The organism is Enterococcus sp. AZ020 (assembly GCF_050499205.1).
GTDB lineage: Bacteria > Bacillota > Bacilli > Lactobacillales > Enterococcaceae > Enterococcus_L > Enterococcus_L dunnyi.
This window is the reverse complement of sequence record NZ_JBIPAT010000001.1, coordinates 830,170-853,799: the sequence shown is the minus strand read 5'-3', so window position 1 is coordinate 853,799 and position 23,630 is coordinate 830,170. Positions and strand designations below refer to the sequence as shown.

Sequence of the window (23,630 nt, the reverse complement as noted above, 5' to 3'; positions counted from 1 at the left end):
TTGAGCAGCCTTTTTCTTTGATTATGCGATGAATAACCGAATCAGTCCAATAGCTAAAAGAACTTGAATGACACCAACGGAAAGTCCGTAGATCAAGAAACGTTTGCCTTCTTTAAAGAATTTTTGAAAATCTAGACGTAATCCGATCGCGGCTAAAGCAGTGATTTCAAACCAGCCGCTAAAAAAATGAGCTGTTTGGCTTAGTTGTGCAGGGAGTTGGATCAAGCTATTAATAATACAAAATAAGACGAATCCAACGACATACCAAGGCAGACCAGCCTTTTTTTTAGCAACAGCTGTTGTTTCGGCAGCTGTTGCAATTGGCGCTTTCCGTTCTTTAAACTTTCCGAAAAGATAAACAACAACCACTAACAACATGATTCGCATGATCTTAAACAACATAGCAAATTCAACCACTTCTCCGTTGATCATACTTGCACTAGCCACTACTTGTCCAACCGATTGTAGAATTCCTCCGATTAGAGCGCTTTTTGCTAATAGATCAGTACCATATAGAATAGAAGCGATCAAAGGTAAGAGCAGCATCAAGATAGTACCTAGCAAGTTGACTAATGTGATGATTTGTCCTTTTTCTTCTTCTTTTGCATGGATCGAAGGAGCAATCGATGCAATCGCAGAAGATCCGCAGACTGCATTACCCCCAGCCATCAATAAAGACATGTTATCCGAGAACAATAATTTTTTTCCAAGAATATAAGTAGCAAGGATCGTTAGTCCCATTTGTAACACTACAAAGATCCCGCCTTTTATCCCGATATGAGCAATTGTCTGAAAAGTCACTGTTGCACCTAACAGGACAACTGAAAATTCTAATAATTTTCCTTCTGCTATTTTTGTTCCTTTCTCCAGTATAGGATGTTTTAAACACGTATTCCCTAACACTATGCCTAGTAAAATCGCAATCGTCGCTGCACCTAAAGTTGGCAGCCAAATCGCGATTCCTTTACTGATCACAGCAACAATAAAAGCGGTGATCAGTCCAGGCAGGATCGTGAATGCTTGAGTTAAATAAGAGTTAGTAGTTTTCACTAAGGTATTCATCTTCTTTCTTCATTTATCTATGTATTCAGTATAGCGAAATAAGTTGCATTTGAGAAATAAATAGTTAGAATAATATCTATAAGAGAAATGAATGGAAGGGGATTCTATGTTTAAATTACTGAAGACATTCCGCACAGTCTACGAAACAAAAAATTTTTCAAAAGCAGCAGAGACCTTATTTATTTCTCAACCAGCTGTTTCTAATCAAGTAAAGCAGCTAGAAGAAGAGTTGGATGTCGTGTTGTTTATACGAAGTGGACGGCAAGAAATGACTGCGACAAAACAGGCTGACATTTTATACCATCATCTACTGAATCTAACGGATGATTGGGAAGATCTTTTACAAGCCTTAAAAACACGATCGATCCCTAGAGAGACTTGTAAAATCACTGCTTCAAACACATTTGCTGTCTACTATTTACCAGAAGTGATGAAAGAGCTAGTACAGCATTTTCCAGATGTTTCATTTATTTTAGAGATGGATAATTCAGAAGTTGTTTTGGACAAAATTGAAAAACATCAGGCACATTTTGGTTTTATTGAGAAGCCGTTAGTCATGGAAACTGCTATTCGTCAGGAAATTTTGAGTGATGAATTGGTTCATGCTGGCGATCTATCAAGCGACTTATGGTTGATTCGGGAAGAGAGCTCTGGTGTTTATCATTATACAGAGCGTTATTTTTTAGAAAATGATCTGAATCCACAAAAAATGATTGTTAAAAATAATGAAATCATTGTTCGATGTTTAGAAAAAGGAATAGGACAATCCATTTTATCAAAGAAAGCTATAACTAAAACTGTCAATTGGCGTTCCTTAGGCCCTGCATATCAAAGAAAATTTTACTTGATCAAGCGCGATCGCATTGAATCTGTCCAATTACAAAAAATCATTCACTTCATCAGCACTTATTTTGAAGACGAAAGAAATCTAAGTTGATGTAAACTATTTTTTCTAGACAAGCAACATGATAAAATAGAACAGGGAGAGGACGAAATATTTATTTAATGAGCATTAAAAAAATAGGTTGGAAATAAGCGGATCAGGCTTATTTCCAACCCTAATAGTCACCAATAAAGAAAATACACACAATGAGTGTCGTATATAAAAGGAAGTATTGAAAAAGGTTACGAAGTTAATTTTGTTGTATTTTCTTATTGAATACTTGGGAGTAGTACTTGACTATTAGCTTTAAAAGAACGGTACTTACTCAATCAAATCATCCAGGAGAATGGGAAAAAGCCGGTTGGGAACAGCTTTTATTTGTCAATGATTGGTTGACGAATGTATGTGATGATCTCAAAAAGTAAGTCAACGTCCTCTGAGATAGAAACGAATACGTAAAAAAAACGACGTTGGACACAAATCCAACATCGTTGTAAGGTCAATAAATAAGCATAAACATCTTTAAGTCAGAAAAAACTAGTATAAACCTCTAGAAATTTCTGTCAAAATTGAGTAAAATGGAAGATGTCAATGTATAACTATTGGCTTAAGCAACTTGATTGGTCAGGTGTTCACTGACTGTTCAGGGCTTCATGATTTAGTTGGTAGCTAAATTATGAAGTGCTTTTTTTTTATTCTATTCGTTTCTATCTACTTTCCATTTTATAGGAAAACCCTTTTAGGGTCAATAAAGGGTTGGAAAAAAATCAGACATTTGTCGGATTTTTCTGTAATTTATCTCAACCTATTAAAATAAAATAAATACCTTTATGCGTGTTTCATTGATTAAAAGTAGTTTAGAAGTATTTATTTGAAGCTACATTTCTTGACCAATTATAACCTAAAAAGTATTTGCTACTGAAAAATAAGAAAGAATAGCTTCTATTTAACCCTTTTACTTGAATTTATGGTAAGCCTAAAACAAAACTAAAAATTAGTTTTGTTTTGGGCTTTTATTCTGAGTAAATAGCGAAGCAAAAGCAGCTCTTTCAGATATAAACAATTTAGTCTCATCCTTATTTTTTGTTCAGAGAAAAAGTAGATAAAAAACAGATTGGCTTTAGAAGAACTACAGATGGCTTGTCTATAATAAGTTTTATCAAATAGATACAAACTAAATGAATGGATCGAAAGGAAAGATTTAATATGAAAAAAATAACGAAAATAATTTTGGCGATGGTTATTGCATTATCTTTGAGCGCAATGACAGGTTGTAACAAAAAAGAAACGAAAGAAGAGGATGGCTACCAATCAAAACAGGACTTCAAAGATAATGTTCAAAGTAAGAGAAAAGTAACTGTTGATGGTGAAGAGAGAGATGAATACACTATGAAAGATGGGATGAAAGTACAAGGTGTTGGCCTTGAAGACGCTGTCGAAGGAGACGAAGATTCAGAATAAACTGAAATAGAAAAATGAGAAGGTTTCAAGGGGAAAAATCAGCTTCTCTTGAAACCATTTTTAATAAGGAGACAATAAATATGAGAGCAACAGGAAAAACAAATAGAAAAAAGCTTTTGCTGATAGGTTTTGCAATCGTGATAGCGGCATTAATTATTTTTATAGCGATAAATGCATTTAGCTCGTCCGAGGAGAAAAATATAAATGCTTCTAATCCAGAAAACAAAGTGGAAGAGAAGAGCATCAAATCTTTAGTTGAAGAAAGTAAAGCGAGCGATTTGACTTTAGCTGGTAAAGTGACAGCGAATAATACGAATAAAATAAAAATCGACCCTGATAAAGGGACAGTCAAAGAAGTTTTAGTAAAAGAAGGGGATCGCGTAGAAAAAGGTCAAGCACTATTTACCTATCAAACAGATCAGCAAATGAAAACAAAAGAAGCTGAACTGGATACGGAAGCTAAAGCTAGAGCTGTTGAAGTAGCAAGAAGCAGTGCGGGCATCAAATGGGAAACCTATAATAAAAAGGTAGCGCAATTGAACAAAGCGAAGGCGGATTATAATAAAGAGAATACAGAAGAACTAAAAGGTGAAATCAAAACGCTGGAAGGTGAAGTCGATCAAGCATATACAGAAGGCTTAACGGGAGATAATGAAGTGAAAAATGCAGAAAGTGAATTGGAAAAAGCGCAATTTATGCAAACCAACGAACAGGAAAGATTAGGAGCAGATACGATCGTTGCCGATAATGCTGGTACGATCAAATCATTGAATATGGATTTGATCAATCAATCGAAAGAAAAACAACGGGAAGAGAGCTTTATGGAAATCATTGACGACTCGAGTTTGTTTGTCAACGGCGATATCAATGAATTTGATAGAGAAAAAGTGTCACTAAATCAACCAGTAGAATTGATCGATAGAAAAAATAAAGATAAGAAGTGGCAGGGGAAAATCGTTCAAGTTGCTAATTTAAGCTCAGATGAAGCAGGAAAAGACAAGAAACAAGACGAAGATCCCAACTTATCTAAATTTCCTTACAAAGTCCTAATCGACAAAACGGATCAAATGCCGATTATTGGCTCTCATGTCTATGTAAAAGTGTTACCGAAAGAATTTGAAAGCGGCAAAATTATTTTAAATAAACAATATATCCTTTCACAGGATGATAAGCAATACGTGTGGAAAATAGACAACGATAAAATCAAACGCCATGAAATCAAAGGAACACCAGTCGGTGAAAATTTAGTGTCAGTCAATGAAGGGCTTGCGCAAACGGATAAGATCGCAATACCAAAAGCAGGCATGAAAGATGGAATGGAGGTAGGTGAAGATGTTAAGCCTTAAACAAATCAAAAAATCCTACTGGCAAGGGCAAACAGAAATTCCAGTATTGAAAGGAATCGACTTGGAAGTAGATGAAGGAGAATTTGTTGCTATTATGGGACCATCTGGTTCTGGCAAATCAACGTTGATGAACATCATTGGTTGTTTAGACAAAGCAACAAGCGGCGAGTATGAAATCGAAAATGTAGAGGTGAGTACTTTATCTGATAATGAGCTAGCCGATTTAAGAAATCAGAAAATCGGCTTTGTTTTTCAAAATTTTAATTTAATGCCTAAATTGACCGCCTGTCAAAATGTAGAGCTGCCGTTGACTTACAGTAAAGTCAGCAAACAGGAACGGCGCGAACGTGCATTGAAAATGCTTGATTTGGTTGGTCTAAAGGAGAGAAGCGAGTTCAAACCAATGGAACTATCCGGTGGACAGAAACAACGTGTAGCGATAGCCAGAGCATTAGTGACAGATCCAAGTTTTATCTTAGGGGATGAACCTACCGGAGCATTAGATACAAAAACGAGTGTTCAGATTATGGAGCTATTTAAAAAGTTTCACTTGGAAGGAAAAACGATCGTCTTGATCACTCATGAGCCAGAAATCGCCGAGCTATGTGAAAGAACGGTCGTTTTGCGTGATGGCAATATCACAAGTGACACCTCACAACAAAAAGAGGTGATGGTGTAATGGAGGAAATTGGCGTTGCTATCCAATCCATATTGGCACATAAAATGCGTTCGATTTTGACAATGCTTGGTGTGATCATCGGTATTGCAGCGATCATCTCTATTTTTAGTATCATCGAGGGCAATACAGCAAATATGAAAAAGGAAATGATTGGTGGCAGTAACAACACGATGGAAGTAGAATATGATAAAAAAAGCTCATTCGATCCATCTCTTCGTTCGGGAAAGGAAGAACAAAAACCAAGCTATTTACCGGAAATCGGTGAGGAACAGCTAAAAAAAGTGAGACAGGTTCCAGACGTGATCGATGCGGGATTAGCGTATCAAACGGAAGCGAATGTTTACCGTCAGGCAAGCAAGGCTCAAAGCAAAGTATCAGCTGTAACACCAAATATCGATAAATTGAAAAGGTTGAAAATCTTAAAAGGAGAAGGTTTTGATTCAAAGGATTTTAAAGAAAATAAGCAAATTATTTATTTGGATCAAACCTTGTATGAGGAACTATTTAAAGGTCAAGATGGAATCGGGCAATATGTAGAGGTCAAAGGAGTGCCATTTGAAGTCAAAGGTGTTTTTAAAGCTGAAGAAGAGGGTGATAGTCCATATAGCTTTGTTGAAAAAGAAGCATATATCCCATTAAAACAGGCTTATAAGATTTTTTCAGAGATCGATATCGCACCGAAAGTAATCATTCAATCAACAGATACGGATAAACTACAAATTGCAGCGAGCAAAGTTGCGGGAGTCTTAAATAAAGAAATCCCCAAATCCGATTATGTTTATGGTGTGAGGAATATGGAAGAACTTCAGAAAAGCCTTGAACAATTCAATCAATCCAACTTTATTCTTTTAGCAGGGATCGCTAGCATTTCACTTTTGGTTGGCGGAATCGGAGTAATGAATATCATGCTGGTGTCAGTGACGGAGCGAACACGAGAAATCGGTGTAAAAAAAGCTTTAGGAGCAAGAAGGAAAGTCATTCTAAAACAATTTCTTGTAGAAGCAGTGGTCATTACATTACTTGGAGGAATTTTGGGTGTATTGATCGGTTTATTAGGTGGCTTTATAATAACACGTGTGTTGGAATATCCGTATATCGTTTCAATTATTTCAGTCGTTGCCAGTCTTGCGTTTTGTTGTATAATTGGAATTATCTTTGGATTATTACCGGCGATGAAAGCATCGAAGCTGGATCCAATCGAAGCATTACGCTTTGAATAAGGAGTTGTAAACATGGTAAAAATTCTAGTCGTTGAAGATGATGAAATGATCAATCAAGTTGTTACAGAATTTTTGATGGAAAAAAACTATGAGGTTGTCTCTGTAAAAGATGGGGAAGAGGCGTTAGAGGAATTTGAATTGCAGCATTTTGATTTACTTTTGCTGGATATCATGCTGCCTTCGATTAGCGGAGTCGATATTTTAAAAAAAGTTCGTGAGACATCAGACGTTCCAGTCATCATGCTGACAGCGATCGATGATGAATATACTCAGTTAGTCAGTTTCAATCATTTGATCAGTGATTATATCGTGAAGCCTTTTTCACCAGTCATTTTGATGAAACGTGTAGAAAATGTATTAAGAATGAGCAGACCAAGTACACAAATCGAGATCAACGGCTATTTGATTGATCTTGACGATTGTCTAGTGACCTATGAAGAAAAAGAAATTTCCTTGACGAAAAAAGAGTATGAAATTTTAGCTGTTTTAGCAAAAAGAGCAGGTAATCTAGTGACCCGTGAACAATTAGTTTACCAAGTATGGGGCTATGATGATTATTTAGATAGCAGAATATTAGACAACCATATGAAGAATTTGCGAAAGAAATTACCTTTATTGTCCATCCAAACGATCAAAGGGATGGGCTATAAAATCGAGGTCTTGAAATGAAAATCATGTGGAAGAATTTCTTGTTTTCGATTTCTGTGATTTTTACAGTAACGACGGTTTCATTAGTGATTTTGTATTTTGTGATGCCGATTTACTATGAGTACACGAAACTGAATGCAGTAGAGAAAGAATTTAATAAGATCACGGACGAATTGAATCAGAAGTCTTTAGAGGATATAAAAGGAAAGATAGATAAACAATTATTTGAAGGTCAAGAAGCAATCACACTGATTTTATCTGATCTAGATGGAAAGATCGTTCATCCATATTTAGGAGAGGGAAGTAATTCACTTAGTATTGGATTAGGCGATCAAGGAGAAACGAAGATCTTAGATTCCTCAGACGTGATGAATGTGGAATTATCAGAATTGGATAGAGGAAAAGAATTGATAAGTACAATCAAAGATGAACATGGAACGGAATATTTGTTGACAGGACTATTCTCACTGCAGCCGATCTCTGATGCTAGCGCAGTATTGCTGCAGATTTATCCATTTCTTTTAGTGATCGATTTTTTGATTGGCGGAATTGCGGCGTTTTTTTATAGTCGTTTTTCAACGAAGCGAATCAAGCAGATATCTATGGCGACCAATCAAATGTTAAGTTTGGATCATACGATCAAATGTGAGATCAAAGGAAAAGATGAACTGGCTTTACTTGCTCAAGATATTAATCAGCTGGATCAAACACTGCTGACGACGATCGATGCCCTAAAAGCTGAAGTTGCTAAAGTAGAAGGAATCGAACGTTCTAAAGCTGAATTTATGCGCGTGACTTCACATGAATTAAAAACACCGGTCGCCTCATTGATGGGAATCATTGACGGCATGATTTATAATGTTGGAAAATTTAAGGATCGCGAGCATTACCTAGCAGTATGTAAAGAGATTTTGCAGCAGCAAGCAGACATGATCCAAAATGTTTTGACAGTTTCAAAGTTGGATATGTTTTCTTTGGAGGAAACGAATCAGGAAGTTTTTTCCCTAAAAGAGGTCATTGAGGATAAGCTTAAAACTTATCGATTGCTTGCAGAAGTCAATCAGGTGGAGTTAGTTGTGCATTTAGAAGAATGTCTGATCGAAGGAAATAAAGATGAGATCGGTAAGGTGATCAATAATCTTTTGAGTAATGCTTTTCGCTATACGAAAGTGAACGGTCAAATCGATTTATTTTTGGATCAGCATACGTTAGTGATCGAAAATCAGGCAGTGAAAGTTTTGTCTAAAGCTGAATTAAGCCAAATTTTCGAGCCGTTTTATCGTCCTGATTTTAGTCGAAATCGAGAAACTGGAGGATCAGGCTTAGGGTTATTTATTGTGAAGCAGATTTTGGATAAACAAGGATGGAATTTTTCATTCAAAGAATTAGAAGGTACACGAATGTGCTTTTCGATTTATTTTGATACAGAAAGAGTCATCATCTAATAAAAATATTTTTAGGTTTGTTATGAAAGTCCAATGACGATTCAAATGTAGCTTTCATAGATGTAAGGTTATGGGATCTTTTGTAAGTAGTTTACTCACCTTCCGTATGCTAGTATAAATGTACTGAGAGAAAGAAGGGGCAGCAATGAGTCGTGCAAGAGAAGTTATATCTTATCTAGTTATCATCTATCTATCGATCAGTGTTGGGAATCGGGTATTAGCCTTTTTTCAGAAGTTTCCAACTAATATTTGGATCGATCGAATCATTTGTATCATCATTACAGCAATAATCGGTGGTTTGTTGGGCTGTCTTTTATTGCCAAAAAACAAAATCAAACAATAGCATCAAATTTTGAGAGCAAAACAAAACTGATTTTTAGTTTTGTTTCGCTCTTTTTTTGTGTTCAGTTTATCCAAATATCAGGCGATAATATTTTTATACTAATGAAAACAAGGTATAGTGATGAGAAAAATTAAAGAAATTATATTGTAGAAAGTGATCATCTATTTATTGCTGTTGAATCATACATTTGTCTTTTTTTTAGCGATAGGAAGATTTGAAATAATCGATTCGCAAAATAAGAAAGGACGATGATTAAATCAATTCTAATGTTTTTCGTTTTTAAAGGCATCAATTCTTAATTCGTAGTGTTATATTTCATTTCCTATATTTTTGTTTTAGTTATCAAAATAAATAATGATGATTGATAAAAAACGAAAAAATATGATGAAATATTTTTGGTGAAAAAAGAATAGATAAAGCTTTGAAATGAGATTTTATAGGATTTTATACAACCAACTGTTTATACAAAAAAATGAAAAAATACTCTTCCAATTAATGATGTGGTTCTGTATAGTTAATAAAAAAGAGAGAGGAGAAAGAAGATTTTTTAGTTATTAAATAGATGAAATTGATTGCGATAATGAAGTAAAATGAAAAAAGATAGGAGTTAATAGAATGAGTAGGGTATTAAGTAGATTGTTGAGTAGATTGTTTTCACGTACTGATGGAGAAAGTCTAGCAGGCTATGTTGGAGTGATCCTTTTATTATTGGTTGGAATTGTCTTCATTTACTGGCTATATTATAAATTTGTTACGGATAAGAAAATAGCTTCTTTTGTGAAAGCTTATGAGGCTCCAGCTGATAAGCAAAAATATTTAGCTGCAGCATCGATCTATAGTCATGATCCATATCCGACAATGATATGTTTAAAAAGCTTTGATTTGGAAAAACCATTTCTTAAATTGATTCGAAGACAAGTATTTAAAAGAGACTGGTCGATCACTAATCATCAAACAACGATAGATACACTTGACTGGTTGTTTGATTCTGGACATCGAAAGGAAATAGATTTAAGCAGTATTTTGCGTCAATTAGATTCAAGGTATGTGGTCGATAGTCATCTTACTCAGTTGATTACTGCTGCAAATGGTATCCAGGTATATAATGATAGTGGTGAGCTACGAACAATAGATGAAAATGCTATTTATAATTGCAAAGGAATCTTTGCTTGGGACGCCCTTCGCGGTGCTAATGTGGCGCGAGTTTGCTATAATTTGGGTTATTTGTCAGAAGAAGAAACTTGGCACTATTTAGAAAAGTTCTCTCATCAGCTTAAAGAAAATTACGATAATTGGGAAGAGGTTGCTTTTTCTTTTTTATTAGGACGGTATTTGTGGTCTGGAGATTCAACGCAAGAAACATATGTTAGGATAATTACGAACCAATTTACGCATTATCCAATGCCGCAAAAATCTAAAAAAGAAATCAATATGTGGCAAAAATTTCCTGTAAGTTCACTGTAAATTAGAAGAAATGCAAACGGTGTAGCAACTTTATATTGCTATGTTAGACTTAAAGAAAGTTTGTACTCAAAAATAATTGGAGGGAGCAATATTTATATGAAAAGAAAAAGCTATACAGGAAACAACGTATCTGTTTCAGGACCGTATTCGCATGCAATCGATGCTGGTAATTATCTGTTTTTCTCAGGTCAAGTTGCTAAAAATAGTACTAATTATATCGAAGAAACCGGGAGTATAGAAGAACAAACAAAACAGTGTTTTGTCAATTTACAAGAAGTGATGAAAACGGCCAATGTTAGTTTAGACGATGTTGTAAAAGTCAATGTCTATCTAACACAAATGAAAAATTTTGAGGCGATGAATGAGGTTTATAAAACGATGTTTAAAGAACCTTTTCCGGCCAGAACATGTGTAGCTGTTCTGGAATTACCATTAGGTGCGGATATTGAAATAGAGGTCATTGTTTATAAAAATTCTAATGAACGTAATGACTAAAAAGGAGACAGTTTTGAAATACACGCCTAGGCTCTGGATAACTACTCTTTACTTTTTATTGATCATATTTTCTTTATTAATATATACGTCGAAAAATTGGGCGATTTCTTTTTTTAGTGTCCTATCAACTGATTTTTATTCGCATATATCGAATTTTTCTATTAGTCTGATAATCAGTTTGAGTGTAGGGTATATATGGTTATTGATGGGTGTGTATTTTCGATTTATAGCTATATTTTTAGGAATTATTGGTATTTTGAATGTATTATGTGAGACAGTCATGGGGTTCATGAATACTGCAGATTTACAAGATGCCCTGTATGGGATAATTGGTGTTGGAATAGCTTTTGTATTTTTATTGATCATGTCTAAATATGGAGTAGTTGTGTATAAAAAGGAAGAAAATAAGAATTGAACGAATCAGCCAGTTCTAGGTGAAAAGGAGAGATACAGATGTCAGATGAACTGAAAAATAGCTATCATGTAGCGGTGCCTACTGCTTTTTATGAGGATGAAGCGCTGAATGTACGAGCAACGTTGGATCATATCCTTTATCTGCAAACGATTGGTGTGCGGTCATTTTTAGTATGCGGCTCCACAGGAGAACAACATAGCCTAACTCTTGCAGAAAAAATCTCGTTATTAAATGAGATTGAAAATGAGGATAGGATAGAGAGCGATGTTGAAATTATTTTTGGCTTATCTAGTATACGCCAAAAGGAAGCAGTGGCTTTAGCTAAAGCTGTTGATAGCAAAGAAAAAATTTCGAGTATCCTTGTTGGATTTTCTCCGTATATTTTACCAACACAGTCAGAAGCGGTAAAGTATGTAGAAGCGATCTCGTTTGCTTGTGAAAAACCAATGATTCTGTACAATAACCCTAAGCGAACTGGCTTCAATTTGGAAACAGCTTCTTTTTTAAACATAGTGGAAACATGTCGTGTTATAGGCTTGAAGGAAGCAGGAGATGAAAATCGCATCCTTGAGTTAAAATCAGTATTGCCGGAAGACTTTTATTTCTATGCAGGCGGCGAAAATAAACTAAAAGAAAAAGTCGCCTTAGGTTTTAATAGACTTTCTTCTATCTCGGGTAATTTATATCCATTAGAAGTTAAACAATGGTTTGAGTCGCTGTGTAGCGGAAATGATGAAGCTTTCTATTTAGAAAGTGAAATAAATAAAATATTCGAATATAGCCCATTAACTTATTTGAAAGCTCAACTATCAAAAAAAGAACACATACAGATGGGGATGCCAAGAAGTCCACTAGGAAATCAAAGTTTTTAAAAGAAATACGAATATGCTTCTAGAATTGTCTAATTAAGTGCAATATTCGATTTGTAGATTATAACCTGTTGAAGAATTCATTCTTATATCCCACATTTTTTAAGTCTTATTATGATAAAATGCCAGTGGGTGAACGAAAAAATAATAAAAAAATTACTGAATTAGGAGATTTGATTATGAATTGGAAAAATTTTTTTAGGACTATTGTTGTAATGTGGGGAACTTTCTTACTCTATAAAATAGTTACATTAAGTCTCTTGTATACTCTACCAAATTTACAAAGTAAACCCTATTATGAATTAATTTATTTCTTGATCGTAACTGCAATTTCTATCTTTATTGTTAGATTGACTAAAAATTTATTTGGTGTCGAAATAAATTTCTCTCCAGTAATCACAAAGCCTAAGAAGAATATCTTGATTTTCGTGGTTCCTTTCATTCTTTTTGGAATTGATTTTATTGGTGGAATTGCTGATGTTTTTAGACAACCGGTCTATCTTATCATCGTTTCTTTTGCTAGTGCATTAGGGGCTGGTTTATTTGAAGAAATAAGGGATAGGGGATTTGGTACTATTGGGTTTAATAGCTCTTTCCCTAATTCAAAATGGAAACCTTTAATAATTGCCTTGTGTACTTCTTTTCTATTTTGTACGACACACTATTTAAACTTATTGATGCCAATAGCTCCTTCTTTGGAGGCTGTAAATCAACAAGTGGTTTATACATTCTTCATGGGCTTGGTTTTTTCTGTTCTGTCAATGAGAACAGGTACGATATTTTATGCTATTCTATTCTATTCTATTCTATTCCATTCTATGAACAACCTGTCCCCTTGGACACCTACATCAGATTTAGCCTCTGTTAGTTCGTGGTCTAATGTACTTATTATATATGGTCTAGTTCCTCTTCTTTATACGTTATGGTGCTTGCGACCAAGTAAAGAAATTCAAATGACTAATTCGCAGATATAGGAGTTTATATTGGGAAAATTTCAGCAGCCATTTAGTAATCTCACTTTGTTAAAATAATAGCTTGTTATAAAATATCTCATAAGACATTTTATAGCCTAAGTATTTCTAGGATGATTATTCAACTTACGAATCACAGTTTCAACATATTTTTTTGAAATTGGCTTTATCTGTTCGTTTTGGTAAATCGTTCATGACGATCACCTACACTTTTTAGTATTACACTTATGTTATAGATTCTAGTTGTTCTAAAAATCAAAGGTTCCCCATACGTTTAAAGTATGAGGAACCTTTATCTTTGATAAAAAAGTTGAACGCTATAGAAGTTGATCGATATTGCCGATTCAAGGGGTCAATTATTGCTCTTCAATTTTTTTATACCCCATCTCAAGCAACAGTTTTTCCACTTCATCTATCGTAGAAAGATCAGCGAGTGCAGATAAAAAACCTATTTTTTCCCGATCGACCTTAGTGAAATCTATTTTGTAAGATTCGATGGCTCGTTCTTCTTGATACTCTACGGAATAGTTGACCCCCTCAACATTTTCCAGCTCTTTTTGTTTCTGAGAAATCAAGGATTCGGCTTCTGTTTTATCTTTGATACCAAACCCAGCGTAAGGAATAGCTTCGGTCGTTTCTTCGGCAATTATTTTTCCATTTTCATAGGTTACTTTTTTTTCCATTTTATCTTCTTTACTGCCCAGCTCGGCTGTATAAGTGACGGTTCCTGTTTTTCCTTCACTTTTTGTTGAGCTGGGTGACGATTTACCCTTTGATGTACTGCTCGTAGAGTTGATTTTTAATGATGCTTCCGAATTTTTTGTCTTGTCTTTCGTTGATTCTTCATTTGCTGTGCAGGCTGATAATGTGACCGTTGCAGTCACTACTGTCAAAAATAGCACACGAGAATAGTGTAATTTCTTTTTCATATAAAATACTCCTTTCCACTGTATCTGTAAGTCAGGTTATCATAAAAAGCTGGGCTAATAATGTGATGTAGAAAAACGGTACGAAAAAAATAGACAAAAATTACATTAAGGCATTTTATAAAAGAAAAACGAATTTGTTAATTTTATCTTTTTTATCTCGGCTAAAAGTCCTATATAAATGACGGACATTTTCTGATAAGGTACAATAGAAGAAACAAGTGGAGGGAAAATGGATGGCAAAGATCATGATTGTGGAAGATGAAACGACGATTCGCGACTTGATTCGTGAAGAGCTGCAAAAATGGCAGTTTGATACATTCGGAGTGACTAATTTTAATACTGTTTTAGAGGACTTTCAGCAGGAAGATCCGCAGTTGGTTTTACTGGATATCAACTTACCTGTATTTGATGGTTATTATTGGTGTCAAAAGATTCGTGAAATTTCTAAAGTACCTATTATTTTTATTTCGAGTCGTAATACGAATATGGATATGATCATGGCGATGAATATGGGTGCTGATGATTTTGTGACAAAACCATTTCAATTAGATGTTTTGGTTGCTAAGATCAATGCTTTGTTACGGAGATCGTATAATTATTCTGAGGTCGGCAGCGAGATCATGTCTCATAACGGCATCACCTTGAATGTGGATAATGGCAGTATGGAGATCAATGGTGAAATCATTGATCTAAGTAAAAATGAGTATCGTTTGCTTTATATTTTGATGAAGAAGCATGGAAAAATATTGACTAGAGAAAAGCTGCTGCGCGCGTTATGGGAAGATGAACGTTTTGTTGATGACAACACTTTAACAGTCAATATCAATCGCTTACGGAAGAAAATCGAACAGGCTGGATTGGAAGGCTACATCGAAACCAAAGTTGGCCAAGGATACATTGTACCGTAGATAGGAGAAACGCATGACGATTCGTAATTATTTAAAGGATCACTGGCTTTTACTCGTTGGCTGGCTGACGTTTATTGCACTGACCTGTTTTATTCTTTGGTTATCTCCAGATACTGCGGTGAATTTTTCGATCATTGGTTATTTAGTCTTATTAGAAGGTTTATTTTTACTGCTCTTTTTAACGATCGACTATTCATTAAAAAAACGTTGGTGGCGCTCACTGGATACAACAGAGCATCCGCCTTCTTTACAGCATTATCTAAGTGAGGCATCAAGGGCAGAAGAAAAGCTCGTTCAAGAATACATCAATGGGTTATTGGTCGAGCATCAACAAGTGATGCAGCAGGCGATCAATAACCAGCAGGATCAAAAAGATTATATCGATTCATGGGTACATGAAATCAAAGTACCATTGGCTGCAGTGAACTTGATTTTACAGTCTCTGGAAGATGACATTCCAGAGAAGAAATATTACTTGGTCGAAAATGAGCTGACAAAGATCGATGAATATGTGGAGCAGGTACTTTATTATGCCCGTTTGGATAGTTTTTCCAGAGATTATCTTATTCAGGAATATTCGTTGAAGGAGATCGTTCAATCTGTCATTCGGACACAGGGAAGCTATTTCATTCAAAAGAATCTACATTTTTCAATTGAAGGAACAGATCAACTCGTGTTGACGGATGCAAAATGGGTGGCGTTTATCTTCAAGCAGTTGGTGAGCAATGCAATCAAATATACGCCAGCTGGGGGAGATATCACTGTTACTTTTTCACGTACAAAAGAAGGCGCTTGGTTACAGCTAAAAGATACGGGTGTTGGGATTCCTAAAGAAGACCAGGGACGGATTTTTGACAAAGGCTTTACGGGTGAAAATGGTCGAACGAGTGAGCAGCATTCCACGGGTTTAGGCTTATATTTGGCAAAGAGTTTAGCGGATAAATTAGGTCATCAACTATCGGTGGAATCTGTAGAAGGTGAAGGAACAACGATGAAATTGCTCTTTCCATTTTTGAGTTATTTTAAAGAGAGACGATAAAGAAGAAGCCAACGGATGAATTCGTTCGGCTTCTTTGTTGTGATTTTGGGAAAATGAGAGAAATTCTTTTGAACTTTTTTCTCTATTATGGTTGTATCGGAAACGTTTTTATTGTTAGACTGAGATATCTACTTTATTGAATAGGAGTTTATTATGAATATTTTGATTGCGTTGATTCCAATGTTTGCCTGGGGCAGCATTGGTTTAGTCAGTGGAAAGATCGGCGGCAGTGCGAATCAGCAAACACTTGGAATGACGATCGGTGCATTGATCTTTTCACTAGGTATCTATTTTGTTGTTCAGCCGGCTATTACAGCCCAAATGATCCTCATTGGTATTTTGTCTGGTCTGTTTTGGAGCGTTGGACAAAATCAGCAATTTCATGGAATGAAATATTTAGGTGTATCTGTTGGATTGCCTGTTTCTACTGGAATGCAGCTGATCGTCAATACGATTGCCGGAGCAGTATTTTTTCATGAGTGGCATGGCAGCAGGGATTATCTTTTAGGTTTTCTTGCGTTAGGATTATTAGTGTTAGGTGCGTATTTGACTGCTCGTCAGGACGATGAAAGCACGGTCAAGACTACAAATTCTATGCTTGATTTTAACAAAGGTTTTCGTGCATTGATTGCTTCAACAGTAGGGTATGGTGCCTATACGATCATTATCAATGCGTTTGGGCTCGATCCAATGGGCATCATTTTGCCGCAAAGTATTGGTATGTTGATTGGTGCTAGTTTCTTTGCATTCAAGAAAATCAAGGTGGATCGCTATGTTTGGTTTAATATGAGCTGCGGACTTTTATGGGGGCTAGGGAATATTTGCATGCTTTTGACGATGCGTCAAATCGGGTTAGCTATCAGTTTCTCTCTTTCTCAAATGGGCATTATCATTTCAACATTAGGCGGTATTTTCATTCTTGGTGAAAGCAAAACTAAGAAGGAAATGAGATATGTGATTTTTGGTTGCTTATTGGTGATTGTCGGTGGTATTCTTTTAGGGTATATGAAAGCGTAAATGAATGATTTACGCTTATTTTTATGAAATAAATGCAATTATTTATCAAAGTGAAGCGGTTGCTTGAATTTATTGGAGGAAATGAAATGTCGATATTTAGGAAAAAAGCACTGAAGGATTTATCTACTGAGCCTAGCGGAATGAAAAAAGACTTAAAAACGATGGATCTGATCATGTTAGGAATCGGTGCGATCGTTGGAACTGGAATTTTTGTGGTGACAGGAGTAGCAGCGCAAAGAGATGCTGGGCCGGCGTTATCTTTATCTTTTTTAGTAGCGGCAGGTGCAATTATTTTAGCAGGGTTATGTTATGCTGAATTTGCTTCCCGTATCCCGGTGATTGGCGGGCCGTATGCGTATATGTATGTGGTGTTCGGCGAATTTATTGCCTGGATGACAGGCTGGCTTGTGATCTGTGAATTTTTCTTGGCCGTTTCGTCTGTTGCTTCCGGCTGGTCAGGCTATGTTCATGGATTTTTGAACAGTTTAGGGATTCATCTGCCTAAGGCTTTGAGTGGTGCATACAACCCAGCGAACGGCACTTATGTCGATCTGGTTGCGATGCTTGTTCTTTTAGCAGTGATGTTCTGGGTGTCTTTAGAAGCTAAAACCGCTTTACGCTTAAATAATGTCATGGTTTTTGTGAAATTTGGTATTATTGCTTTATTTTTAGTTGTTGGAATTTTTTATGTAAAACCAGATAATTGGCAGCCGTTCATGCCATTTGGTTTTTCAGGTGTGATAAGCGGCGCCGCAGTCGTTTTCTTTGCTTTCTTAGGCTTTGACGCGGTGAGTATGACTGCAGAAGAGGTTAAAAATCCGCAAAAGGATATCCCTAGAGGAATCATCGGCTCGATTTTGATCACAGCAGTTTTATATGTGATCGTCACATTGATCTTAACTGGGATCGTGCCATTTGATGCCCTTGGTGTGAAAGATCCAGTGGCATTTGCGATGCGTTTTGTACAGCAGGATGGTGTTGCAGGTGTGATTTCGGTTGGTGCGATTTTAACACTTTTGACTGTGACGATTTCGATGATGTACAGTTTGGCTCGAATCATTTATGCGATCAGTAAAGATGGTCTTTTACCGAAATTTATGAGCAAGATCGATGAAAAGAATCGTACGCCGAAAAATGCGACATATGTTGCTGGTGTTTGTACGATGCTATTTGCTGGATTGGTGCCGATGGAATTGTTGGCTGAGCTGACGAATATCGTGACATTGATGTATTTGATCGTGATGGCGATCGGGATCATTCGTTTAAGAAAAACAGACGGTGCTCCTAAACCGGGGGAATTTAAAATTCCTTTTGTACCGTTTTTACCTATTTTATTGGTGATCGTAAGTATTGGTCTGATGTTGCAGCTACAAGCGGCTACTTGGAAAGCATTTGCTATTGCGTTAGTGTTAGGCGTAGCGATTTACTTTACGTATGGCTATACGCATAGTAATGAACATAAAACAGAAAAATAGATAAAGAAATAGGGTAAAGCAAATGACAGTAGTTGGCTTTACTCTATTTTTGTTTCGAAAGGTGGTCAAAGGGCGAACGATAGAAACATTTAGGCATGAAAAGTTACAAATTTCATTGTAAAAAAAGGCTGAACTACAGTATAGTTGTAGTAACTGAATAGATAAAGGAGAGGATCAGGTATCATGAGCTATCGGATCGAAAATGATTCTATGGGAGAAATTCGAGTGCCGGAGAAGGCACTTTGGGGAGCGCAAACGCAACGCAGCCGTCAAAATTTTAGTATCGGGGCTGAAAAAATGCCGCTGTCTCTGATTCAAGCGTTAGCTATAGTTAAAAAGCACGCCGCGAAAGCCAACGAAGCCACCGGTAAGCTTGATACAGCAATCGGTCAGGCCATCCAGCAGGCAGCAGATCATATCATCGATGGAATAGTTGATGAACACTTTCCATTGTCGCTTTGGCAGACAGGAAGCGGAACGCAGACAAACATGAATGTGAACGAAGTGATCGCCCATCTGTGTGAGAAAGAAGGCATCCAAGTTCATCCCAATGATCATGTGAATATGTCTCAAAGTTCAAACGATGTATTTCCGACAGCTATGCACATTACTGCAGTATTATTGATTGAACGAACACTGTTTCCTGTGTTGAATCGATCGATCGATACGCTAAATAAACTTGAGCATGCCAATGAAGAGGTCATTAAGATCGGTCGTACTCATTTACAGGATGCAACGCCAGTCACATTTGCACAGGAGATCAGCGGGTGGCGTTCTGGTTTTGAGCATACTAAACAAATGATCGAGCTAAGTTTGACTGAGTTGAAACAATTAGCGATTGGCGGAACAGCAGTTGGTACTGGGTTGAACGCTTCAAAAGAATATGTCGATTTTTTTATTGCAAGCCTAAATGAAGAGACACAGAGTCAGTTTTCGGCTGACTCAAATAAATTTCATGCGCTTGCAAACAAGGACGCTGTAGTATTTACCTCTGGTGCATTAAAGGCATTAGCGGCAAATGCCATGAAGATGGCAAATGATATCCGCTGGATGGCTAGCGGTCCGAGAAGTGGACTGGGAGAAATCACGATTCCTGCAAATGAGCCTGGAAGTTCGATCATGCCGGGAAAAGTCAATCCAACACAAGCCGAAGCGTTGACTATGATCGCCATTCAGGTAATGGGGAATGATACAACGATCGGTATCGGTGCATCACAGGGAAATTTTGAATTGAATGTATACATGCCGGTATTAGCATATAATTTGATTCAAAGTATTGAGTTGCTAACAGATGGTTTACGTTCGTTCAATGAGCATTGTTTAAACGGGATTCAGGCAAATCAGGAAAAAATGAATCAGTATGTCGAACAGTCACTGATGTTGGTCACTGCTTTGAACCCACATATTGGTTATGATAATGGTGCTAAAATTGCTAAAAAGGCTTTTACAGAAAATATGACATTAAAGCAAGCAGCTTTATCAACAGGTTTATTGACAGAAATGGAATATGATCAATGGGTGAGACCAGAACAAATGTTAGGAAACAATATTTAATTTTTACTTGTATGAATTTGAAAGGAGAAAAAATAAATGACAACGATTTATGAAAAAGCATTGAAAGCACATGAAGAATGGCGTGGAAAAATCGATATTCATTCGAAAGCAAAAGTAAGAACGAAGGAAGACTTATCTCTAGCTTATACACCAGGCGTAGCAGAGCCTTGCAAACAAATTCATGAAACGCCTGACAAAATCTACGACTACACTTGGAAAGGGAATACCGTTGCAGTAGTGACAGATGGAACAGCGGTGCTGGGGTTAGGGGATATTGGTCCAAAAGCTGCGTTGCCTGTTATGGAAGGTAAAGCATTATTGTTCAAAGAGTTTGCAGATATCGATGCGATCCCGATTTGTTTGGACACGAAAGATCCTAAAGAAATCACTCAAATCATTAAAGCGATGGCGCCAACGTTTGGCGGGATCAATCTGGAAGATATTTCTGCTCCACGCTGTGTTGAGATTGAACGAGCTTTAATTGAAGAATTAGATATCCCGGTCTTTCATGATGACCAGCATGGCACGGCGATCGTAACGATTGCGGCTCTAATCAATGCACTGAAAATCGTTCATAAAAAAGTAGATGAGATCAAAGTCGTTATTTCCGGGACAGGTGCTGCCGGCAGTGCGATCATCAAGATGCTTCACCATTTTGGCGTGAAGAACATGATTGCTTTCAATATTGATGGGGCCTTAAGCAAAAACTCAGAACGATCGCTGGACTTCCTGGAAAAAGAGATCGCTGAAATTACAAATACCGAAAATTTTCAAGGAACGATGGCTGAGGCAATGGTAGGGGCAGATGTATTCATCGGTGTATCTGCACCAAAACTGGTATCTAAAGAAATGGTCGCATCAATGAACAAAGGAGCGATCGTGTTTCCAATGGCAAACCCGGAATCAGAGATCGATTACCAGGATGCGATCGAAGCAGGTGCTGCGGTAGTAGGTACGGGGCGTTCTGATCATCCAAACCAAATCAATAATGTTCTGGCTTTTCCAGGATTGTTCAAAGGTGCTTTTATAGCAGAGGCAACTAAGATAACTGAGAATATGAAATTGGCAGCAGCTCAAGCGATTGCAGAAATTATTCCTGAATCGGAGCTGACGAGTGATTATATCATTCCATCACCATTTAATCCGGATTTAGTCGATATCATCATAAAAAAAGTTGCTGAAGCAGCTGTAAAAGACGGTGTGATCCGTTCATAAAAAAATTCTTGTAAAAAGCATCAGGTCATTTTTGTCCAAAGAGAATGATCTGATGCTTTTTATATGGAGAAAACACAAGGATTTCTAGTTCAATAAAGCCAAGTATGGTATACTGTTTAGGAGTAAATTCAAGAGAATGCTAAAGGAGGATGTTTCTGTATGTCAGAAAAAGAAACATTTTATATCACCACCCCGATCTATTATCCAAGCGGACAATTACATATCGGTAATTCATATACAACAATTGCCTGTGATGCGATGGCCCGTTACAAACGCCTGATGGGCTTTGACGTATTTTACTTAACAGGTGTGGATGAGCATGGACAAAAAATTGAAAATAAAGCATCAGAGTTAGGTGTTACCCCGAAAGAATATGTCGATAAAATGGCAGCAGATGTTCAAAAATTATGGAAAACCCTTGATATCAGCTACGATAAATTTATTAGAACCACAGATGATTACCATAAAAAAGCCGTACAGCAAATTTTTGATCGTTTATTAGAACAAGGAGATATTTATCTTGGTGAATACGAAGGCTGGTATTCGGTTTCTGATGAAGAGTATTTTACTGAAACCCAGTTAGCAGAAGTATATCGTGATGAAGAAGGCAAAGTCATTGGCGGTAAAGCGCCAAGTGGTCACGAAGTTGAACTAGTCAAAGAAGAATCTTATTTCTTCCGTATGAGTAAATATGCTGATCGTTTACTTGAGTACTATAATGAGCATCCGGAATTTATTCAGCCGGAATCCCGTAAAAATGAAATGATCAATAACTTTATCAAACCAGGTCTGGAAGACTTGGCTGTCTCACGTACGACATTTTCATGGGGAATACCGCTAACGAAAGATCCTAAGCACGTTGTTTATGTTTGGATCGATGCATTATCAAACTACATTACAGCATTGGGCTATGGTTCAGAAGATGATAGCTTATTCCAAAAATATTGGCCGGCAGATGTTCATATGGTCGGAAAAGAAATCGTTCGTTTCCATACGATTTACTGGCCGATCATGTTGATGGCACTTGATCTACCGTTACCGAAGAAAATTTTTGGTCATGGCTGGTTATTGATGAAAGACGGTAAAATGTCTAAATCAAAAGGCAATGTGGTTTATCCTGAAATGCTTGTGGAGCGCTATGGTTTGGATGCGTTACGTTATTATTTATTACGTGCCATTCCATTTGGCAGTGATGGTGTCTTTACGCCGGAAGACTTTGTTTCTCGTTTGAATTATGATTTAGCCAATGACTTAGGTAATTTGTTAAATCGAACGATTGCGATGATCAATAAATACTGCGAAGGCCAAGTACCGACTTATGCGTCTAAAGTGACACCATTTGACAGCGAATTATCCACAACTGCAGCTAATGTGATTGGAAAATACCATGAAGCGATGGAAAAAATGGAGTTCAACACAGCGATTTCCGAAGTGTGGACATTGATTTCCAGAGCGAACAAATATATCGATGAAACACAACCTTGGGTTTTAGCCAAAGATGAAGAAAAGAAAAATGAACTGGACAGTGTCATGGTACATTTAGCAGAAAGCCTACGCATCGCTGCGATTCTTTTACAGCCTGTGATGACGGAAACGCCAGCGAAAATCTTCGAACAGTTAGGCTTAGATCCTGAGACGATGAATATGGAAAACATCCACTTTGGAGAGTTTCCGACTGGGATCAAGGTTGTGGCTAAAGGAACACCGATCTTCCCTCGTTTGGAGATCGAAACAGAAGTGATCTACATTCAAAAGAAAATGTCTCAAAATGCCCAAACAACGACAGAAGAAATCAAATGGGATCCAGAAGAAACAGAACTGGTTTCTACCAAAGAAAAGCAAATCAAATATGAAGATTTTGATAAAGTCGAACTAAAAGTAGCAGAAGTGATCGACTGTAAAAAAGTCAAGGGTGCAGATAAGCTTTTACAATTCCGCTTAGATGCCGGCGATGAACAAGATCGTCAAATCCTTTCTGGTGTGGCAGAATTTTATCCAGATCCAAGTGCTTTGATCGGTAAAAAGGTTGTGATCGTTGCAAACTTGAAACCAAGAAAAATGCGGGGACAAATCAGTCAAGGAATGATTCTTTCAGCAGAATCGCCAGATGGTAAGCTGCAAATCATCGATGCACCAAAAGATATGCCGAATGGGGCAGGAATCGCATAAATATAGTTATGTAACGAAAATGA

General features: G+C 36.8%; 23 protein-coding genes. 21 read left to right on the top strand and 2 right to left on the bottom strand.

What is annotated here, in order from left to right; all coding sequences use genetic code 11:
• Nucleotides 1-21 precede the first annotated feature (21 nt).
• Nucleotides 22-1,062, bottom strand: coding sequence for a YeiH family protein (locus IGI58_RS04080; protein ID WP_429954376.1), 1,041 nt, complete (start codon nt 1,060-1,062; stop codon nt 22-24).
• Between the two features lie 106 nt (nt 1,063-1,168).
• Here IGI58_RS04080 and IGI58_RS04075 point away from each other — a divergent pair, with 106 nt between their 5' ends.
• The 14 genes from IGI58_RS04075 to IGI58_RS04010 all read left to right on the top strand — a co-directional run bounded on the left by IGI58_RS04075 (nt 1,169) and on the right by IGI58_RS04010 (nt 13,304).
• On the top strand, nt 1,169-1,999 hold the full coding sequence (locus IGI58_RS04075; RefSeq protein WP_429954377.1) for a LysR family transcriptional regulator: 831 nt from the start codon (nt 1,169-1,171) through the stop codon (nt 1,997-1,999).
• A 239-nt stretch (nt 2,000-2,238) separates the two neighbouring features.
• Nucleotides 2,239-2,370: a hypothetical protein gene (locus tag IGI58_RS04070; protein ID WP_429954378.1), complete on the top strand. Its 132-nt coding sequence runs from the start codon at nt 2,239-2,241 to the stop codon at nt 2,368-2,370.
• Between the two features lie 781 nt (nt 2,371-3,151).
• Nucleotides 3,152-3,406 carry a hypothetical protein gene (locus IGI58_RS04065; RefSeq protein ID WP_429954379.1) on the top strand — a complete coding sequence of 85 codons (255 nt, stop codon included), beginning with the start codon at nt 3,152-3,154 and terminating at the stop codon, nt 3,404-3,406.
• 80 nt (nt 3,407-3,486) lie between these two features.
• Entirely contained in the window at nt 3,487-4,752 is a 1,266-nt protein-coding gene (locus IGI58_RS04060; protein WP_429954380.1) for an efflux RND transporter periplasmic adaptor subunit, read from the top strand.
• The gene (locus IGI58_RS04055) at nt 4,739-5,431 is read left to right on the top strand and encodes an ABC transporter ATP-binding protein (RefSeq protein ID WP_429954381.1); all 693 of its coding nucleotides are present in this window, start codon (nt 4,739-4,741) and stop codon (nt 5,429-5,431) included. The genes IGI58_RS04060 and IGI58_RS04055 overlap by 14 nt, the downstream gene beginning before the upstream one ends.
• On the top strand, nt 5,431-6,651 hold the full coding sequence (locus IGI58_RS04050; protein WP_429954382.1) for an ABC transporter permease: 1,221 nt from the start codon (nt 5,431-5,433) through the stop codon (nt 6,649-6,651). The genes IGI58_RS04055 and IGI58_RS04050 overlap by 1 nt, the downstream gene beginning before the upstream one ends.
• Before the next feature lie 12 nt (nt 6,652-6,663).
• A complete protein-coding gene (locus IGI58_RS04045; protein WP_225533607.1) occupies nt 6,664-7,320 on the top strand; it encodes a response regulator transcription factor in 657 nt (218 codons plus the stop codon).
• Nucleotides 7,317-8,744, top strand: coding sequence for a sensor histidine kinase (locus IGI58_RS04040; RefSeq protein ID WP_429954383.1), 1,428 nt, complete (start codon nt 7,317-7,319; stop codon nt 8,742-8,744). The genes IGI58_RS04045 and IGI58_RS04040 overlap by 4 nt, the downstream gene beginning before the upstream one ends.
• Before the next feature lie 145 nt (nt 8,745-8,889).
• The gene (locus IGI58_RS04035; RefSeq protein ID WP_429954384.1) at nt 8,890-9,087 is read left to right on the top strand and encodes a hypothetical protein; all 198 of its coding nucleotides are present in this window, start codon (nt 8,890-8,892) and stop codon (nt 9,085-9,087) included.
• A gap of 615 nt (nt 9,088-9,702) precedes the next feature.
• A complete protein-coding gene (locus IGI58_RS04030; protein WP_429954385.1) occupies nt 9,703-10,551 on the top strand; it encodes a DUF1266 domain-containing protein in 849 nt (282 codons plus the stop codon).
• Between the two features lie 96 nt (nt 10,552-10,647).
• Nucleotides 10,648-11,046, top strand: a complete 399-nt coding sequence (locus tag IGI58_RS04025) for a RidA family protein (RefSeq protein ID WP_429954386.1) — start codon at nt 10,648-10,650, stop codon at nt 11,044-11,046.
• 256 nt (nt 11,047-11,302) lie between these two features.
• Nucleotides 11,303-11,461, top strand: coding sequence for a hypothetical protein (locus IGI58_RS04020; RefSeq protein WP_225533610.1), 159 nt, complete (start codon nt 11,303-11,305; stop codon nt 11,459-11,461).
• Nucleotides 11,462-11,499: 38 nt separating this feature from the next.
• A complete protein-coding gene (locus tag IGI58_RS04015; protein WP_429954387.1) occupies nt 11,500-12,333 on the top strand; it encodes a dihydrodipicolinate synthase family protein in 834 nt (277 codons plus the stop codon).
• Nucleotides 12,334-12,509: 176 nt separating this feature from the next.
• Nucleotides 12,510-13,304 carry a CPBP family intramembrane glutamic endopeptidase gene (locus IGI58_RS04010; protein ID WP_429954388.1) on the top strand — a complete coding sequence of 265 codons (795 nt, stop codon included), beginning with the start codon at nt 12,510-12,512 and terminating at the stop codon, nt 13,302-13,304.
• Between the two features lie 353 nt (nt 13,305-13,657).
• Here the strand turns inward: IGI58_RS04010 and IGI58_RS04005 are convergent, their stop codons facing one another.
• Entirely contained in the window at nt 13,658-14,230 is a 573-nt protein-coding gene (locus tag IGI58_RS04005) for a DUF1307 domain-containing protein (protein WP_429954390.1), read from the bottom strand.
• 233 nt (nt 14,231-14,463) lie between these two features.
• On the opposite strand from IGI58_RS04005, the gene sapR reads away from it, so the two are divergent.
• The 7 genes from sapR (at nt 14,464) to metG (ending at nt 23,607) form a co-directional block, all read left to right on the top strand.
• Entirely contained in the window at nt 14,464-15,138 is a 675-nt protein-coding gene (sapR, locus tag IGI58_RS04000; protein WP_087640951.1) for a two-component system response regulator SapR, read from the top strand.
• A gap of 13 nt (nt 15,139-15,151) precedes the next feature.
• Nucleotides 15,152-16,177 carry a two-component system sensor histidine kinase SapS gene (gene sapS, locus IGI58_RS03995; protein ID WP_087640952.1) on the top strand — a complete coding sequence of 342 codons (1,026 nt, stop codon included), beginning with the start codon at nt 15,152-15,154 and terminating at the stop codon, nt 16,175-16,177.
• Nucleotides 16,178-16,330: 153 nt separating this feature from the next.
• Entirely contained in the window at nt 16,331-17,194 is an 864-nt protein-coding gene (locus tag IGI58_RS03990; protein ID WP_225533613.1) for a GRP family sugar transporter, read from the top strand.
• Nucleotides 17,195-17,280: 86 nt separating this feature from the next.
• Nucleotides 17,281-18,669 (top strand): amino acid permease, encoded by a 1,389-nt coding sequence (locus IGI58_RS03985; protein WP_225533614.1) that lies wholly within the window; start codon nt 17,281-17,283, stop codon nt 18,667-18,669.
• Between the two features lie 183 nt (nt 18,670-18,852).
• Nucleotides 18,853-20,223, top strand: coding sequence for a class II fumarate hydratase (gene fumC, locus IGI58_RS03980; protein ID WP_429954391.1), 1,371 nt, complete (start codon nt 18,853-18,855; stop codon nt 20,221-20,223).
• 36 nt (nt 20,224-20,259) lie between these two features.
• On the top strand, nt 20,260-21,438 hold the full coding sequence (locus IGI58_RS03975) for an NAD(P)-dependent malic enzyme (RefSeq protein ID WP_429954392.1): 1,179 nt from the start codon (nt 20,260-20,262) through the stop codon (nt 21,436-21,438).
• Between the two features lie 159 nt (nt 21,439-21,597).
• Nucleotides 21,598-23,607: a methionine--tRNA ligase gene (metG, locus tag IGI58_RS03970; protein WP_087640957.1), complete on the top strand. Its 2,010-nt coding sequence runs from the start codon at nt 21,598-21,600 to the stop codon at nt 23,605-23,607.
• Nucleotides 23,608-23,630: the final 23 nt, after the last annotated feature.